The sequence below is a fragment of the Clostridium sp. 001 genome, assembly GCF_019056555.1.
GTDB lineage: Bacteria > Bacillota > Clostridia > Clostridiales > Clostridiaceae > Clostridium_B > Clostridium_B ragsdalei.
In genome coordinates this window covers 209,708-225,770 of sequence record NZ_CP020473.1, presented here as the reverse complement: position 1 = coordinate 225,770, position 16,063 = coordinate 209,708, and the positions used below count along the sequence as shown (strand labels likewise).

General features: G+C 30.7%; 15 protein-coding genes and 3 riboswitches. Of the genes, 13 read left to right on the top strand and 2 right to left on the bottom strand.

Annotation, left to right across the window (positions count from 1 at the left end):
* Positions 1-144 precede the first annotated feature (144 nt).
* The 3 genes from B5S50_RS21390 (at position 145) to B5S50_RS01060 (ending at position 3,027) form a co-directional block, all read left to right on the top strand.
* Positions 145-1,398 (top strand): transposase, encoded by a 1,254-nt coding sequence (locus B5S50_RS21390; protein ID WP_254306610.1) that lies wholly within the window; start codon positions 145-147, stop codon positions 1,396-1,398.
* A gap of 264 nt (positions 1,399-1,662) precedes the next feature.
* Positions 1,663-1,839, top strand: a riboswitch (cobalamin riboswitch).
* 151 nt (positions 1,840-1,990) lie between these two features.
* Complete coding sequence (locus B5S50_RS01065; protein WP_065079274.1) at positions 1,991-2,665, top strand: energy-coupling factor ABC transporter permease; 675 nt, start codon at positions 1,991-1,993, stop codon at positions 2,663-2,665.
* A 2-nt stretch (positions 2,666-2,667) separates the two neighbouring features.
* Entirely contained in the window at positions 2,668-3,027 is a 360-nt protein-coding gene (locus B5S50_RS01060) for a hypothetical protein (RefSeq protein ID WP_065079273.1), read from the top strand.
* A gap of 99 nt (positions 3,028-3,126) precedes the next feature.
* Positions 3,127-3,303: riboswitch (cobalamin riboswitch) on the top strand.
* Between the two features lie 230 nt (positions 3,304-3,533).
* Here the strand turns inward: B5S50_RS01060 and B5S50_RS01055 are convergent.
* Together B5S50_RS01055 and B5S50_RS01050 are read right to left on the bottom strand one after the other, a co-directional pair.
* Positions 3,534-4,709, bottom strand: a complete 1,176-nt coding sequence (locus B5S50_RS01055) for a phosphoribosylaminoimidazolecarboxamide formyltransferase (RefSeq protein WP_217302864.1) — start codon at positions 4,707-4,709, stop codon at positions 3,534-3,536.
* A 52-nt stretch (positions 4,710-4,761) separates the two neighbouring features.
* Positions 4,762-4,842: riboswitch (ZMP/ZTP riboswitch) on the bottom strand.
* A 61-nt stretch (positions 4,843-4,903) separates the two neighbouring features.
* Positions 4,904-5,836, bottom strand: coding sequence for a metal ABC transporter substrate-binding protein (locus tag B5S50_RS01050; protein ID WP_217302863.1), 933 nt, complete (start codon positions 5,834-5,836; stop codon positions 4,904-4,906).
* A gap of 443 nt (positions 5,837-6,279) precedes the next feature.
* On the opposite strand from B5S50_RS01050, the gene B5S50_RS01045 reads away from it, so the two are divergent.
* From B5S50_RS01045 to B5S50_RS21385, 10 genes are all read left to right on the top strand, one after another.
* Positions 6,280-6,753: an HAD family hydrolase gene (locus B5S50_RS01045; RefSeq protein ID WP_065079270.1), complete on the top strand. Its 474-nt coding sequence runs from the start codon at positions 6,280-6,282 to the stop codon at positions 6,751-6,753.
* A gap of 363 nt (positions 6,754-7,116) precedes the next feature.
* Positions 7,117-8,799: a DNA mismatch repair protein MutS gene (locus B5S50_RS01040; protein WP_217302862.1), complete on the top strand. Its 1,683-nt coding sequence runs from the start codon at positions 7,117-7,119 to the stop codon at positions 8,797-8,799.
* Positions 8,800-9,369: 570 nt separating this feature from the next.
* The gene (gene modA, locus B5S50_RS01035; RefSeq protein WP_065079267.1) at positions 9,370-10,191 is read left to right on the top strand and encodes a molybdate ABC transporter substrate-binding protein; all 822 of its coding nucleotides are present in this window, start codon (positions 9,370-9,372) and stop codon (positions 10,189-10,191) included.
* Positions 10,192-10,218: 27 nt separating this feature from the next.
* Positions 10,219-10,905 (top strand): molybdate ABC transporter permease subunit, encoded by a 687-nt coding sequence (gene modB / locus B5S50_RS01030; protein ID WP_065079266.1) that lies wholly within the window; start codon positions 10,219-10,221, stop codon positions 10,903-10,905.
* Between the two features lie 2 nt (positions 10,906-10,907).
* Positions 10,908-11,972 carry a sulfate/molybdate ABC transporter ATP-binding protein gene (locus B5S50_RS01025; RefSeq protein WP_065079265.1) on the top strand — a complete coding sequence of 355 codons (1,065 nt, stop codon included), beginning with the start codon at positions 10,908-10,910 and terminating at the stop codon, positions 11,970-11,972.
* A 96-nt stretch (positions 11,973-12,068) separates the two neighbouring features.
* Positions 12,069-12,275, top strand: coding sequence for a molybdopterin-binding protein (locus tag B5S50_RS01020; RefSeq protein WP_013238864.1), 207 nt, complete (start codon positions 12,069-12,071; stop codon positions 12,273-12,275).
* Positions 12,276-12,573: 298 nt separating this feature from the next.
* Positions 12,574-12,936, top strand: coding sequence for a response regulator (locus B5S50_RS01015; RefSeq protein WP_065079264.1), 363 nt, complete (start codon positions 12,574-12,576; stop codon positions 12,934-12,936).
* 25 nt (positions 12,937-12,961) lie between these two features.
* On the top strand, positions 12,962-14,947 hold the full coding sequence (locus B5S50_RS01010; RefSeq protein ID WP_217302861.1) for a chemotaxis protein CheA: 1,986 nt from the start codon (positions 12,962-12,964) through the stop codon (positions 14,945-14,947).
* Between the two features lie 28 nt (positions 14,948-14,975).
* A complete protein-coding gene (locus B5S50_RS01005) occupies positions 14,976-15,464 on the top strand; it encodes a chemotaxis protein CheW (protein WP_065079262.1) in 489 nt (162 codons plus the stop codon).
* A gap of 20 nt (positions 15,465-15,484) precedes the next feature.
* Complete coding sequence (locus tag B5S50_RS21385) at positions 15,485-16,054, top strand: MCP four helix bundle domain-containing protein (RefSeq protein ID WP_254306659.1); 570 nt, start codon at positions 15,485-15,487, stop codon at positions 16,052-16,054.
* Positions 16,055-16,063: the final 9 nt, after the last annotated feature.

Genomic DNA, 16,063 nt, shown 5'->3' with positions numbered 1-16,063 from the left:
GGATTATAAAGTCTTATGAATATTTACAGTAGAAGTAATAGATTCCGATTTTTACTGGAAATTATACGGAAAAAATTTGCATAATAAAAGCATCCTTTTTATAATGGTTTTGCTGAAAACTAAAAATAAAAGGATGCTGATAAAATGAGTAAAAGTTATTTAAAACAATTACTTACTTATATTAATAAAGTATATGATATAGGTGAAAAAATCAATAGTTTAAAAGATAAAAGAGTAAAATCTCCAGTAAAAGTTTCAACAATAGTTTTCGTAGTGTTATTTGGATTCATGCTTCAAATAAGAAGTTTCAATAGATTAGAACATTGGATTGAAAAGAATAAATTTAAAAAAGTGTTACCTAAAAATACTAAAATGCTGCACATTGACGCAGTCAGGCGGTGTTTAAGTAACTTTGATATGGATGGCTTGAAAAACATTCATATCAGCATAATAAAAACAACTATAAAAAACAAAGTATTTCGAAATGGTACTATTGATGGTTTAAAAGTAGCTGCCATAGATGGTGTAGAGTTATTTGAAAGTACTAAAAAATGTTGCAATAAATGCCTTTCTCGAGAGAATAGAGATGGAACTACCCATTATTTTCATAGATCTGTAGTGTGTGCAACAGTAGGATCAGACCCACATATTATTTTAGGTCAAGAGATGCTTGAACCTAAAAAAGATAGTTCAAGTAAAGATGAAGGTGAAATTACGGGTAGTAAACGACTAATTAAGAAGTTATATAAGAAGTATCATCATTTCGCTGACATCATAGTGGCTGATGCTCTTTACTGTAAATCTACTTGGATAAAAGAAGTTCTTTCTATAGGAATGGATGCATTGGTAAGAGTAAAAGATGAAAGGCTGCACATTGTAAAAGATGCATTAGCCCTATTTAAATGCCGGGAGGCAGATAAAGATTGGACTGTAAAGGAAAATGTAAATACCTATAGAAAGATTAAAGCGTGGGATGATGATAATTTTCAAATGTCTGATTCAAGTATAGAAGTAAGATTCATAAAATTTATAGAAGAAATTCATACTGGAGATAAAGCAGAAATTAAAGAAGAATGGATCATAACAACAGATAAATTTATATCAGTAGAAACTTTATGGAAAATAATGCATAAAAGATGGGATATTGAAAATAATGTATTTCATCAGTTGAAAACTGAATGGCATTTAGATCATTGTTTTCTTCACAGTTCTACAGGGGTAGAGACAGTTTTAATGTTTATGATACTAGCATTTAATTTAATGCAGTTATATTTTTTTAGGTGTATCAGAGGTTTTAGGAAGAAAAAAATGCTCCAAATAGATATTATTGAAGATATAAAAGATGAAAGATTTACTATAGAAGATGATTGGGATAATCCACTATTCATAAAGACGTAATTTTAAAATAAAAACTGGAAACTTTGCATTAAGATTTTTAGGGGTAGGGGAGTGTATAACAATTTTTACGATCTACCGGTTTAAGGGCTTACCAGACCTTTAAATAAGTGTAAAAAAATATAATTCCAGTAAAAATAAAATTTTCACTGGAATTTAGGTGCTAAATCTCTGCACATTAAAGATCATACTTGACATAAAAGAGAAATTGTGAGAAAATTAACGTAAATAATTACATAATGCAATTTTACAGTAATTATCATAAAAGAATATAAAAAAGATATAGGTGCATTATTATGCTGAAAAGGGAAGCCAGATGAAAAGTCTGCACGGTCCCGCCGCTGTGAGAAAAGGAGTCCTTATTTATATGTCACTGGGAAACTGGGAAGGCTATAAGGATGATGATCTTAAGTCAGAAGACCTGCCTATATTGTTTAGAAACCATTAAGCTCTACGAGTGATAGGGAGGTGACTTAATTTTAGTATACTAATTTATTTATTATACATTTAACCCTCTTAGTTTAGTCTAGGAGGGTTAAAATCGTTTACGATGCGTAAGAAGAAGTAACTTATTAAAATTGGAGGTCTTATAAAAATGCATATTGAAGATGGAATTTTATCACCACAGGCCTGGGGTACATGGTATGTAATAAGTGCCATGTTTATTGTACCGGGTATTAAAGAGATTAAAAGAAGAGTTAAGGAGAATTTATATTATAAACCTTTTCTTGCTATGATGGGAGTGGCAGTATTTGTTATTTCTTGCATGCACTTTCCTGTACCTGTAACCGGTTCCTGCTCTCATCCTTGTGGCACACCACTGGCAGCTATTGTAGTAGGACCACTGGCTACTGCTGTAATTTCAGCTATTGGATTGTTTTTTCAAGCCATATTTTTGGGACATGGTGGTATTACAACTATAGGTGCCAATGATTTTTCCATGGGTATTGCAGGAGGAATTTCAGGATATTTTTGCTGGAAGGTTTTAAGACATTTTAAAAGCCCTATATGGCTTGCAGCTGGAGTGGCAGGTTTTGTTGGAGATATAGTTACATATTTAGTAGCAGCTTTGGAACTTGCAATAAGTTTGCATGGACATATCCCTATAGTCAAGCAGTGGATGATATTTTTTGCAGGGTTTGGACCTACTCAAATACCTCTAGCTATAGGCGAAGCAGTATTTACAGCTGTAATTCTGCAGGTTATGGTAAGCAGGCGTCCTGATTTAATGCCAGATGTACTTGGACGGAAATATAAGGAGGCAAGATAGTGATGAAATCAACTACAAATGCAGTAGATGTAGAAAATAAGAAAGGTACAAGCATTAAGTTTATAGATGGATTTACTAAATCTATTCTAACAGTATTGTTAATTTTGTTGGTTCTTATATTTGGAGCAGGTAAGTATATGAGCAGTCATAACATGGAGGCAGGTGGCACTGATGACAAGGTAAACACCATGGCTTCAAGCAAAATTAAAGCAGATCATCATCCATTTATTGAATTGCCTGGTGATGCAGAAGTAGGAGCTTTTTCTGTGGCAAATTTTTGTGCAGGATTGATAGTTGGACATCATTGGGAGAAAATATTTGGCAAATCAAAGTCAAATAAAAAATCTTTAGAGGAAGAGTAGAGTATAAATAAGTCATTATTACAGAATTTTTTTATAATTAAAATATTTAATGCATTTTACTTGACAAATGAATGACATAAGTATATAATGTAAACATAATCAAATAGTAAAGTATGTGGTTTACGTAGGTAATTAAAAGGGAAAATGGTGAAATTCCATTACAGCCCCCGCTACTGTATTGGGTGACGATTTTAAATTTCCACTGGAGTATTCTGGGAAGGAATTAAAGAGGATGATCCTATAGTCAGGAGACCTGCCTATACTTTTGAAATAATCTTTCGGAGGGAAAGATTAATGCATTGGTAATTTTTAAGCTATGTTTTTACAAAATTGATATAGCTACATAATGTGTTAATTAGGGACTTCCAAAAGAAGTCCCTTTTTATATATTGGTGTTAACTTAAACATATCTAATCCCTTTAATACTGCTGTTGCAATGGTGTGCAACAGCAGTTTTTTTAGATCATTACTTAAACTTTAAATGTAACTACTTAGATAATCTATAATTAATGATGAAATAATCTTAAATTTGAAAATGCCATTACCATATTATAATCGTTACAAGCTTTTATTACAATGTCATCTCTTATAGAACCACCTGGCTGAACAATGTACTTCACACCGCTTTTAGAAGCTCTATCTATATTATCTCTAAATGGGAAAAATGCGTCAGATCCTAAAGATACACCTTGAAGTTTTGAAAGCCAATCCGTTTTTTCATCTAAAGTAAATCTTTTAGGAATTTCAGTAAATACATCTTTCCATCCCATAGTTTCTTCAGGAGTTACGTCATCACGGAGATACTGGTCTATTACATTATCCATTTCAGGTCTTTTAAGTCCTTCTTTAAAAGGAAGGGATAGTACCGTCGGATGTTGTCTTAAAAACCATATATCTGCCTTTGATGCAGCAAGTCTTGTACAGTGAACTCTTGACTGTTGGCCTGCTCCAACTCCAATTACCTGACCGTCTACTGCAAAACAAACTGAGTTAGATTGTGTGTATTTTAGGGTGACCATTGAAATTAGAAGATCTCTTTTAGCGTTTTCTGGCATATTACTATTATCTGTTACTATGTTTTTTAAAAGATCATCTGTTATAACTGCATCATCCCTTTTTTGTTCAAAAGTTACTCCAAATATCTCTCTTTTTTCCATTTCTTCTGGTTCATAATTTGGATCAATTTGAATTATACAGTAGTTTCCTTTTTTCTTTGTCTTTAGAAGCTCTAGTGCTTCCTTGCTATAGGATGGGGCAATTATTCCATCTGAAACCGATGCTTTAAGTATTTTAGCAGCAGATAAGTCAACTTCATCACTTATAGCTGCAAAATCTCCGTAGGAGGACATCCTGTCTGCTCCTCTTGCTCTTGAATAGGCAACAGCTGCAGGGGAGAGTTTCATATCTGAAACTGCATATGCCTTTTTTAATACATCATTTAGAGGCACTGCAACTGCAGCACCTGCAGGACTTACATGCTTAAAAGAAGCAGCACTACAAAGTCCTGTGGCATTTCTAAGTTCCTTTACAAGTTGCCAGGAATTAAAAGCGTCCATAAGATTGATATATCCGGGTCTTCCGTTTAAGATCTTAAATGGAAGAGTACCTTCTTTCATATAAACTCTTGCAGGTTTTTGATGTGGGTTACACCCATATTTAAGTACAAATTCATTCATTTCCATTTATAAAATACCTCCATTTTAAATTTAAGCATAAAAAACCTGGGCAAATTATATAATTTACCCAGGCGGTCGATATCTTTTTTAATCATGCTCCCTATGGTAAACTCCATTTCCGCCAGTTACATGATTATTTTATGCAATTTATTAAATTATATTATATTGAAAAAGTCATGTCAAACAAATTGTTGAAGAATTTATTTTAAGCTGTTATAAATCATTTGCAAATTATATTTCATACTTTGTATGTAATTTTTATTATCTTCATTTCCCTCTATTGTATATATTTTTTCTACTTTTGCTCCAACTTCCTTTGCAAGGGTATTTGATACTTTAGGGCTTACCATGTCTTCCACAAAGATAGTTTTTATTCTATTTTGCTTGCAGTAGTTTACAAGTCCCTCTAATTTTTTAGGTGAGGGTTCTCCTTCTGCAAATACATCTTCTACACTATTTTGTTTTAAACCAAAATCTCTACAGAGATATGCAAAAGCAGCATGGCCTGTTACAAAACTTTTATTTGAAACTGTCTGAAATTTTTTGTTATATTCGTTGTATAAATCATCAAGTTGTTTTGAAAAATCATTGTAATTTTTTTCGTAAAATTTTTTGTTTGATGGATCTGCTTTGATTAAGGCATCTTTTATGTTTTTAGATTGATTCTTGGCATTTTTTAGACTTAGCCACATATGAGGGTCATATTGCCCATGCTCTTTTGTTTCATCACTATCAGTATTTTTAATTGGAACTGAACCTTTTGAAGTATCTACTGCAATCAAATCTTTATTATTTATAGATTTTAAAACCTTGTCTTTCCAGGATTCCATACCCAATCCATTATATATAAACACATTAGCATCACTCAAGTTTTTGAAATCTTTTGCAGTTGGTTCAAAATCGTGAGGCTCTGTGCCAGTAGGTATCATTGTAATAATATCAATTTTATTCTTTCCAATAGCTGAAGTAAATTCTCTCATTGCGTTAAAGGATACAACTACTTTTATTTTGGATTTGGATTCTTTAGTATTATTTGAAGCTGTTCCCGCAGCACAACCTCCCAAAATGAAAATAATGCAGGTAAAAATAAGGGCTAGTATTGTAAACTTAATTGGCGTATTTCTTTTAAGCATAAACTTCCTCCTAAAATATTATATATGCAAATGCAAACAAATTGCATTTGCATATATAATATTACTAGCTGAAAAGGAATTTGTCAATAAATACTAGAAACTTAAGATTTTTATCTTTGGGAATATGATGGTAAAGTTAACATTGACAAGTTATGTTTGAATAGTTTACAGTAAAATTAAGTAATTTGTAAAATGTTATCTGATGGCTACCTACTGTAACACTCCCACGCACACAGCGAAAGCGACTATACCAAATCAAAGATTTGGAATATCTGCTTTTCTATCAAAGTGGGAGATAACAGTAGCTACGCCCCTAGATAATTCATCTAAACTTAGTGGGAGAAACAAAACTCTAAAGAGAAAGCGACTATCACCAAATCAAAGATTTGGGATATCTGCTTTTCCCACTAAGTAAGATTCATTGATAAAGGGGATAATTAAAAATGATAATGTTTGATATACCTGGGAGCAGTAGTATTACAATAAAAAATGTTATTTTTGATTTTAATGGTACTCTTGGACAAGACGGGATTTTAATTGACTCTGTAGGGGATAAATTAAAGGAGTTGGCAGGCAAAGACGTTAATATTTATGTGATTACAGCAGATACTTACGGAACTGTAAAAAATCAGTGCCAGGGTCTTCCAGTTAAAGTTAAAGTATTTAATAAAGAAGATTCATCTAAAGATAAAAAGTATATGGTTGAAAAACTGGGATGTGATGTTACCGCATCTGTTGGCAATGGAAGAAATGATCTGGAAATGTTTAAAAGTAGTATTATATCTATTTGTGTTATTGGGAGAGAAGGATGTTTTACTAAATCTTTGATAGAATCTGATATAGCAGTTACAAATATTTTAGATGCTGTAGATTTATTGTTAAACAATGATAGAATTAGAGCTACACTTAGAACTTAAGCAAAAGTAAAAAACATATAAATTTGTAGGGCTTCTAAGTAGAAAGTTTACTTATACCAGCCATATACTAACAAATTTTATCACACGAAAAACTTTTAATAAGTCTGAAGTTCGGTATTTTGAAAATCTAAAGAAACTTATATAAACTCGTACCTCAGACATATATAAGCTTCTAAGATTTTCTAAAATACCTCACTAAGACTTATAAAAAAAGTTTTTAAGTGTGATTTCAATTTTGTTAGTATATTTTATGTATAAGCTAAAATTTCAATTAGAATCACTATATTTCAATAGATTTGTATATTTTTTTATTTGTAGTATAATTTTTAATTATTCGTTGATAAAATAAAAGGAGGAATAAATATGTGGGTTGTACTCGGATACATAGCTGCTATTATATTAGTAAGTATATTAATATCAATATTTTCAAACATTAAGTCAAATAATGAAATTAGGAGAAGAATAGAAAATGCTTGGGGTGCAGAGGATGAAGAAAAATATACGGAAGATGACCTAAAGAGTACAGCTGAATACTTTAGTAATAGAAAAGAAGCGGAAAAAGAAACAGTTTTTATTGATGAAATTACCTGGAAAGATCTTGATATGGACAGTATTTTTAAAAAAATAAACAATACAGAAAGTAGTCCTGGAGAACAGTACTTATATAATATGTTAAGAGAACCCATATATGATGAGGAGAAACTTAAACATAGAGATGAATTGATAAAATTTTTTCAGAATAATGATAAAGAGAGAAAAAGTATACAATATATACTTGCCAAACTAGGCAAAAATAGGGCTTGTTTTATAACTGATTACTTTTACAATAAGGGCAATAAGAGAAAATCATTACTGCTTTACTATAGAATTTTGTCTTTGATCCCCTTTGCAGGTGTAGGATTAATATTTTTAAATCCATATATTGGGCTGACTGCCATCATATTGTCCTTTTCCTACAATATATTTGTATATTACAAAGAAAAAAATAAGATAAAGCATAAATTTGAGTCCTTTATGTACATACTTAAAATAGTAAAATATGCTGGAGATATTTTGAAACAAGATGTAAAAGAGTTTAAAGATTACAATGAAAAATTAAAGGGGGCTCTTAAAGAGCTAAGATCTATAAAAAGACTTTCTTTTGCTTCAAGAAATAATGGTACGGATGTAGGGATAATAGCTGAGTATACTAGTATGTTTTTACTCACGGATTTAATTAATTATGAAAAGATGTCAAATGCCCTTATGGAAAGAAACAGTGAGTTTAAAGTAATATTTGAAGTAATTGGAGTAATAGACAGCTGTATGTCTATTGCAGCTTACAGGAGAAGAATAAAAAATTATGTTACTCCAGAGCTTACGAAATGCAGAAGAAAGCAGGAAAATGTGAATGTGTTTAAAGATATAAGGCATCCCCTTATGAAAAAATCTGTGCCGAACTCCATAGAGATTTCGGATTCCATTTTAATTACAGGGTCCAATGCATCGGGTAAATCAACTTTTTTAAAAACTGTAGCTATAAATATTATTTTAGCTGAGACAATATATACATGTCTTGCTTCAAAATTTAAATGCAGTTATTTCAAAATATATACATCTATGGCTTTGAAAGACGATATATTTAGCAATGAAAGCTATTATATAGTAGAAACTAAATCTTTAAAGAGAATTATAGATAATTTAAATGAGGATATGCTTACTATATGTTTTGTAGATGAAATTTTAAGGGGAACTAATACTGTAGAGAGAATTTCAGCTTCTTCTCAAGTGCTGAAATATTTAACTTTAAATAATTGTATATGCATTGCAGCTACCCATGATGTGGAGCTTACTCATATACTTGAAAAATATTTTGAGAATTATCATTTTCAAGAAAGTATTGAAAACAATGAAATAAAGTTTGATTATACAATCCATGAAGGAAGGTCTACCACTCAAAATGCAATAAAACTTTTAGGTATTTTAGGATATAATGATACTATTGTAAAAAAGGCGCAGGATAAGGCAAACAAATTTTTAACTGAAGGTATATGGGAAGTAGAATAAATATAAAAACTTTGCGAAGCAAAGTTTTTGAGAGGACAGAGGACAATTGCCAGAGGACAGTGAAGGATGATTTTTCTCCGCTATGCTACGAAAAATCTTCAATATTAAAAGAACATAAGTTTCTTTTACTTTTCATGGGTACTCTTTTAGTAAGTAATTATCTGAAAATCATAGATTTTAGATACCTACTTAAGTGATGTTTTCCTTTAGTAAAACAAGCTTAAAAATAAATTAGTTTTCTGACGTAAGGAGGAAAACTTACCTTCATTGTCCTTTGTACTCTGTCAATTGTCCTCTGAAAAGTTGGTTATATAATTATAATAGTGAGCATTCAATTTACAATTGAATGCTTTTTGTATGAATTAATGCTTTTATGTTAAGTATTATTATAATACTTTTATGATAATGTTTACAAACGGGTTGAATAATTGCTTAAGTAGATGATATAATAAATATATCATAATAAAACACTATATTATGAAATAAAATGTTGTTTTACATAACCCTATATAATGTTATGTTATGATTAACTGAAAAATAATATAAGTCTTAAACACTGGGGGTATTTTAATGAAAAAACTAAAAAAAAGTTTAGTACTTATTCTCGTTTTAATTGTCACAACCATGGCAGCAGGCTGCGGCGGTAGTCAGAGTTCAAGTGAGAAAAAATCAGATTCATCTGCAAAACAAGAGAAAGCAGTGACTTTAACTGTATCTGCTGCTGCAAGTTTAAAGGATTCTATGAATGAAATCAAACAGTTATATGCAAAAGATCATCCTAATGTTACCATTACATATAATTTTGGAGCATCAGGAACTCTTCAACAGCAAATTGAACAAGGGGCACCGGCAGACATATTTATTTCTGCAGCAACAAAACAGATGAATGCATTAAAAGATAAAAATTTACTAGTAAATGATACTATAGCTAATCTTTTGAAAAATGATGTAGTACTTATAGTACCTAAAAATTCATCTTCTAACGTTAAGAGTTTTAACGATTTAGCAAGTGATAAAGTTAAAAAAGTAGCTCTTGGAGAAGTAAAAAGTGTACCAGTAGGACAATATTCCCAGGAAATACTTACAAATTTAAAAATAATGGATAAGGTTCAACCAAAGGCTATTTATGGTAAAGATGTAAAAGAAGTTTTGACCTGGGTTGAAACAGGAAATGTAGATGCTGGTATTGTTTATAAGACAGATGCATTAGTATCAAAGAAAGTAAATATTGTAGCTACGGCGCCAGAAAGCTCTCATAAGGCTGTAGTATATCCAGCAGCTGTAATTAAAGCTAGTAAAAATCCTACTCAAGCTAAAGATTTTCTTAAATTTTTATCAAGTGATAAAGCTAAAGCCGTATTTCAAAAGTATGGATTTAAACTTGGAAAATAATTCATTATAAATAGAGAGGATAAGTTTATGAATTTTGATGTTTCACCTGTATGGATTTCATTAAAAACTACATTTACAGCTACATTTATAACTTTTTTTATAGGAATTGCAGTAGCTTATTTAATGGTAAGTTATAATGGAAAGTTAAGAAATATTTTGGATACTATACTTACCCTCCCACTTGTTCTGCCACCTACGGTGGCAGGATTCTTTCTACTCCTTATATTTGGAATAAATAGTCCTATAGGTAAGTTACTTTCTAAGATTGGAATCAATATAATTTTTTCTTGGCCTGCTACGGTAATAGCAGCAGCTGTTATAGCTTTTCCTCTTATGTATAAAACTACAAAGGCAGCTTTTGAGCAGATAGATAGGAATATTGTAAGTGCAGCAAGAACATTAGGTGTTTCTGAATGGAAAGTTTTTTGGAAAGTTGTACTTCCTCTTGCCTGGCCCGGTATAGGGGCCGCTACAGTTCTTTCCTTTGCAAGGGCTCTTGGAGAATTTGGAGCTACTTTAATGATAGCAGGTAATATACCTAACAAAACTGAAACTATTCCTATAGCTATTTATTTTGCAGCTGAAAATGGAGAGATGGATAAAGCTTTTATGTGGGTGCTGTTAATAGTTGCAATTTCAACTATAGTAATTTTGCTTATGAATTATTGGAATGACTATCAACAGAAAAATATATACGGTGTTAGGAGAAGTTAAAAATGGGACTGTATGTAGATATTGAAAAGAAGTTACCAGGGTTTACTTTAAAAGTAAAGTTTAACAATGAAAAAAATATAATAGGACTTTTAGGGGCTTCGGGATCTGGTAAAAGTATGACACTTAAGTTTATTGCTGGGTTAGATACGCCTGATAGGGGAAAAATAGTATTAAATGAAAAAGTACTATATGATTCTGATAAAAAAATAAATATTCCAAGTAGAAAACGAAAAGTGGGTTTTTTATTTCAAAATTATGCCCTATTTCCAAACATGACTGTAGAGCAAAATATAGGGTTTGGATTGCAAAACATGGATAAAGACAAGAAAAATAAGATAATTTCTGAAAAAATAAATATGATGAACCTTAAAGAATTGGAGAGAAGATTCCCAAGTCAGCTTTCAGGAGGACAGCAGCAGAGGGTTGCTATTGCCAGGGCTCTTGCAATAGAGCCTGAAATACTTCTATTAGATGAACCTTTCTCTGCATTAGATACTCATCTGAGAAGTAAAATGGAAGAACAACTTATACATATATTATCAAGTTATAATGGACATACGGTATTTGTGTCTCATAATAGAGATGAGATATATCGTATTTGCAAAAATATAGCGGTAATTAATAAAGGTAAAGTAGAAGCTTTTGGAGATAGAGACTATATATTTAAAAATCCTCCCACTGTTTCAGCAGCACAGCTTACAGGATGTAAAAACATATCTAAGGTTGAGGTAATAGATGAACATACTATAGAAGCTGTAGATTGGGGATGTACTCTTAAAGTTAAGAATAAAATTGAAGGTAAGGTATCTTATGTAGGAATTAGAGCACATTACGTTGAATTAGCAGATGATAATAAAAATGAAAACATATTTAAATGCTGTGTAAACCATGTAAATGAAAGTCCTTTTACTGTTTCAATTTATTTGGACAGTGTAGAGGAGAAAACATATACTAAGACTAAAAGTTTACTGTGGGAAATTCCAAAGGAAAATTGGACTGCACTGAAAAAAATTAGCCAGCCCTGGAATATATATATAGACAAAGACAATTTCTTTTTAATTGAATAAAAACCACAAGATAGGGGGAAACTACAACTATCTTGTGGTTTTTATTTTATTTAAAGTAAAAACACTACAAAATAAATTAAGGGAAGGTAATTTAATATGAAAATCAGTGCAAGAAATCAATTAAAAGGAAAAGTTTCTGAAATTAAAGAAGGAGCTGTAAATGGTGAGGTTATAGTAGACTTAGGAAATGGAACAACTATATGCTCAATTATTACAATGGAATCTATTAAAAATTTAGGAATTAAAGTTGGTTCTGAAGTTACAGCACTTGTTAAAGCTTCTTCAGTAATTATTATGGCTTAAGGCACTTTCAAGTAAACAACCAAATTATTTACTAAATTAGCAAGTAGTGTTTATTACATAACTTGCTAATTTTTTATGCATTTCTATTTAGGAATGTAACTTCCCGCATTGTTATATACGATGAATTGTATAATAATAGTCCAAATTTTAATATATTTATATTTTCTATAATAAAAAAACAAAAAATAAAAGGAAAATAGACATAGATGTAGAATTTATAAACAAATGGAGATAATATAGAAAAATATAGTTAATAATTAAATTGATTTTAAAATTTAATTATAAGGGGGACAAATTTATGTCAAAAGTACTTATTGTTGATGATGCATCTTTTATGAGAATATCTCTAAAAACTATGCTTGCTAAAAATGGATTTGAGGTTGTTGGAGAAGCTGAAAATGGAGGTTCGGCAATTTTTAAATATAAGCAATATAATCCTGATATTGTAACAATGGATATTACAATGCCTGATATGGATGGAATTGAGGCACTTAAAAAAATCCGAGAATATGATAATAAAGCTAAGGTTGTTATGATAACTGCAATGGGACAAGAAGCTATGGTTAAAAGGGCAATAGTTAGTGGTGCTAGGTCATTTATTGTTAAACCATTTAAGGAAGATCAATTGGTTAAAGCACTTAATAAAGTATTATCAGTCTAAATATTAAAACTGGGGGTGGTAGATTGTGTCAGATAAAAGCTCAGATGATGTCATACTTGAATCCTATATATTTGAAACATCCCAGCTTATTGATCAACTTGAAACATTGATATTAGAAAATGAAAGTGGAAATTGCTATTCGGAAGAAACTATCAATGAGATATTTCGCATTATGCATACAATTAAAGGATCTTCAGCTATGATGTCCTATGAATATATTTCAAAGTTGGCTCACTCTATAGAAGATTTGTTTTATTTTCTCAGAGAAGAGAAACCTAAAGATGTAGATTACGAAAGTTTATCAGACTTGATTTTAAAATGTGTGGATTTTATAAAAGTGGAACTTGAAAAAATAAAGAATGGAGACAAAGTTGATGGCAGCTGTGATTCTATAATAGATAATAATAGAAATTTCCTTATAAAATTAAAAGATAGGAACTCTCAGGAGGACGTTAATAAGGAAAATGTAAGTGAAGCCAAATTAGCCATTAATGTGTATGAGGCAGTTGTATTTTTTGAAGATGACTGTGAGATGGAAAATTTAAGGGCTTATACTGTAGTGGAAACTTTGAGAGAGTTTTCAGAAGAGATTAACTATATACCTAAGGATATAATGGAAAATGATGATACCTGTAAAACAATACATGAAATCGGTTTCAAAATATTTATAAAATCTCATAAATCTTATGATGAGCTTTCTGAAATTTTAAACCATACAGTTTTCTTAAAAACCTTTAAACTTAAAAAACTGGAAGATACTGAACAGCTTCAGCAATCTACTGAACTCAATCAGAGCAAAAACGTATGCGGTGAAAATACAAAGGATAAATCAATTATACAAGATTTTATAAATGTAAAAGTGGACAAACTAGATAAATTGATGTATTTAGTAGAGGAAATGGTTATTGCTGAAGCTATGGTTACCCAAAATCCTGATTTGAGAGGAATGAAACTGAGTAATTTTGAAAAATCCTCAAGGCAGCTTCATAAAATTACAAGTGAGCTTCAGGATGTGATAATGTCTGTAAGGATGGTGCCTATATCTATAGTATTTCACAAAATGAATCGTATAGTGCGGGATATGAGTAAAAAATTAAAAAAACAAGTTCACTTAAAATTAATTGGAGAGGATACTGAAGTAGATAAAAATATAATTGAACATATATCAGATCCCCTTATGCATTTAGTACGTAATTCTATTGATCACGGAATAGAATCGGTAGAAGATAGAAAATGTCTTGGAAAAAGTGAAAATGGAACCGTTACATTAGAAGCGAAAAATGAAGGAAATGACATTGTTATAACTGTAAAAGACGATGGTAGTGGATTAGATAAAAAAAGCATATTGGAAAAAGCCATTTCAAATGGGATACTTAAGAAAAATCCAGAGGAAATGAGCGACCAAGAAATTTATAATTTAATCTTTATTCCAGGGTTTTCCACTAACGAAAATGTTACAGAATTTAGCGGCAGAGGGGTTGGCATGGATGTGGTAGTTAAAAACATTCAAAATGTAGGTGGATCAGTTTCAATAGATAGTTTGGAGAATAGTGGATCTATTACAACTATGAAAATACCTCGAACCCTTGCAATTATAGATGGTATGAATATAAAGGTAGGAAATTCATATTATACTATTCCTATTACGTCTATAAAAGAACTTTTTAGTGTGGAAAAAAATAATGTAATTTCTAATATGAATGATGATGAAATGATAATGGTAAGAGGTGAGTGCTATCCTATCGTGCGTATACACAAATTATACAATATAACTACTAATGTTAAAAATTTAAAAGATGGAGTAATTGTTATGGTAGAAAAAGACAATAGGGGACTATGTATATTTGCAGATGAATTAATTGGACAGCAGCAGGTTGTAGTAAAGTGTTTACCTAATTATATAAAAAAAATAAGAAATATAGATGGAATTGAAGGGTGTACCCTCCTTGGAGATGGGAGTATTAGTTTAATACTTGACGTAGGTGAACTTGTAAATATGCTTGGCGAATAAAAACTCATAGTGAAAGGAGAATGTAAATATGTCGGAAGTTGTAGTAGATGATTTAATTGAAGAAGAAGATACGCAAAAGAATAAATATCTTACCTTTACTCTTGAGAATGAATTTTATGGTATAGAAATTAAATACGTTATTGAAATAATAGGAATCCAGCCCATAAGCGAAATACCTGAGCTTCCTGAATACATAAAGGGAATTATAAATTTAAGAGGCAAAATAATACCTGTAATGGATGTTAGGTTAAGATTTAAAAAGGAACCACTTGAATATAACGACAGAACATGTATTATTGTAATTCAGATTGAAGATATTTGTGTAGGACTTATTGTAGACGGTGTCTCTGAGGTAATAGATATACCTGACTGTCAAATTGTAGAACCTCCAGAGATCAGCAAAATCAAAAATAAGTTTATAAAAGGTATAGGAAAGGTTGAAGATAATGTAAAATTACTTTTAGATTGTGACATGTTGCTAAATCATGAGGACGCAGACAGTTTAAGTAATATTTAATATCAAAGGAGTGGATAGATGTGAAATTATTTAATAATTTAAAAATAAGTATAAGATTATTTATAGGTTTTACTTTAATTACAGTTATTGCATGTATAATTGGAATATTTGGATTAACAAGTATAAATAAGATAGATAATTTGGACACTCAATTGTATGAAAATAGGACAGTTCCACTAGGAAAGTTGACTGAAATTACTCTATCTTCTGGGGATATAAGATCAAATTTAAAGGATGTAATCTTAGAAGATAACCAATCGGATATAAATCAATCTATAAATAAGGTAAATTCTTTTAGCTCTAATTTTGATAGACAATTAGATGAATTTTCAAAGTCAACTTTGACTGATTCTGGGAAAGAGGCAGTTGATAATCTTAAATCCTCTAAAGCAAAGTATATGGAAATAGCTAATGAAATCATGGAAAAGTCAAAAAACGGAAATAACAAAAGCGAAATAAATTTACTTAATAGTAAGCTTGCTGCGGCACAGAATGATGTGGCAAATAGCTTAAAAGTGATTATAAATTTAGAGGAAAGTAGTGCCAAAAGTTTTTCAGAGAGTAATGATAAAACGGCAAGTGCAAGTTGAAAATTAATT

Excerpts from the sequence above, each read along its gene's own strand:
- B5S50_RS21390 (WP_254306610.1), top strand. The coding sequence starts at position 145 with ATGAGTAAAAGTTATTTAAAACAATTACTTACTTATATTAATAAAGTA.
- B5S50_RS01065 (WP_065079274.1), top strand. The coding sequence starts at position 1,991 with ATGCATATTGAAGATGGAATTTTATCACCACAGGCCTGGGGTACATGG.
- B5S50_RS01060 (WP_065079273.1), top strand. The coding sequence starts at position 2,668 with ATGAAATCAACTACAAATGCAGTAGATGTAGAAAATAAGAAAGGTACA.
- B5S50_RS01055 (WP_217302864.1), bottom strand. The coding sequence starts at position 4,709 with ATGGAAATGAATGAATTTGTACTTAAATATGGGTGTAACCCACATCAA.
- B5S50_RS01050 (WP_217302863.1), bottom strand. The coding sequence starts at position 5,836 with ATGCTTAAAAGAAATACGCCAATTAAGTTTACAATACTAGCCCTTATT.
- B5S50_RS01045 (WP_065079270.1), top strand. The coding sequence starts at position 6,280 with ATGATAATGTTTGATATACCTGGGAGCAGTAGTATTACAATAAAAAAT.
- B5S50_RS01040 (WP_217302862.1), top strand. The coding sequence starts at position 7,117 with ATGTGGGTTGTACTCGGATACATAGCTGCTATTATATTAGTAAGTATA.
- modA (WP_065079267.1), top strand. The coding sequence starts at position 9,370 with ATGAAAAAACTAAAAAAAAGTTTAGTACTTATTCTCGTTTTAATTGTC.
- modB (WP_065079266.1), top strand. The coding sequence starts at position 10,219 with ATGAATTTTGATGTTTCACCTGTATGGATTTCATTAAAAACTACATTT.
- B5S50_RS01025 (WP_065079265.1), top strand. The coding sequence starts at position 10,908 with ATGGGACTGTATGTAGATATTGAAAAGAAGTTACCAGGGTTTACTTTA.
- B5S50_RS01020 (WP_013238864.1), top strand. The coding sequence starts at position 12,069 with ATGAAAATCAGTGCAAGAAATCAATTAAAAGGAAAAGTTTCTGAAATT.
- B5S50_RS01015 (WP_065079264.1), top strand. The coding sequence starts at position 12,574 with ATGTCAAAAGTACTTATTGTTGATGATGCATCTTTTATGAGAATATCT.
- B5S50_RS01005 (WP_065079262.1), top strand. The coding sequence starts at position 14,976 with ATGTCGGAAGTTGTAGTAGATGATTTAATTGAAGAAGAAGATACGCAA.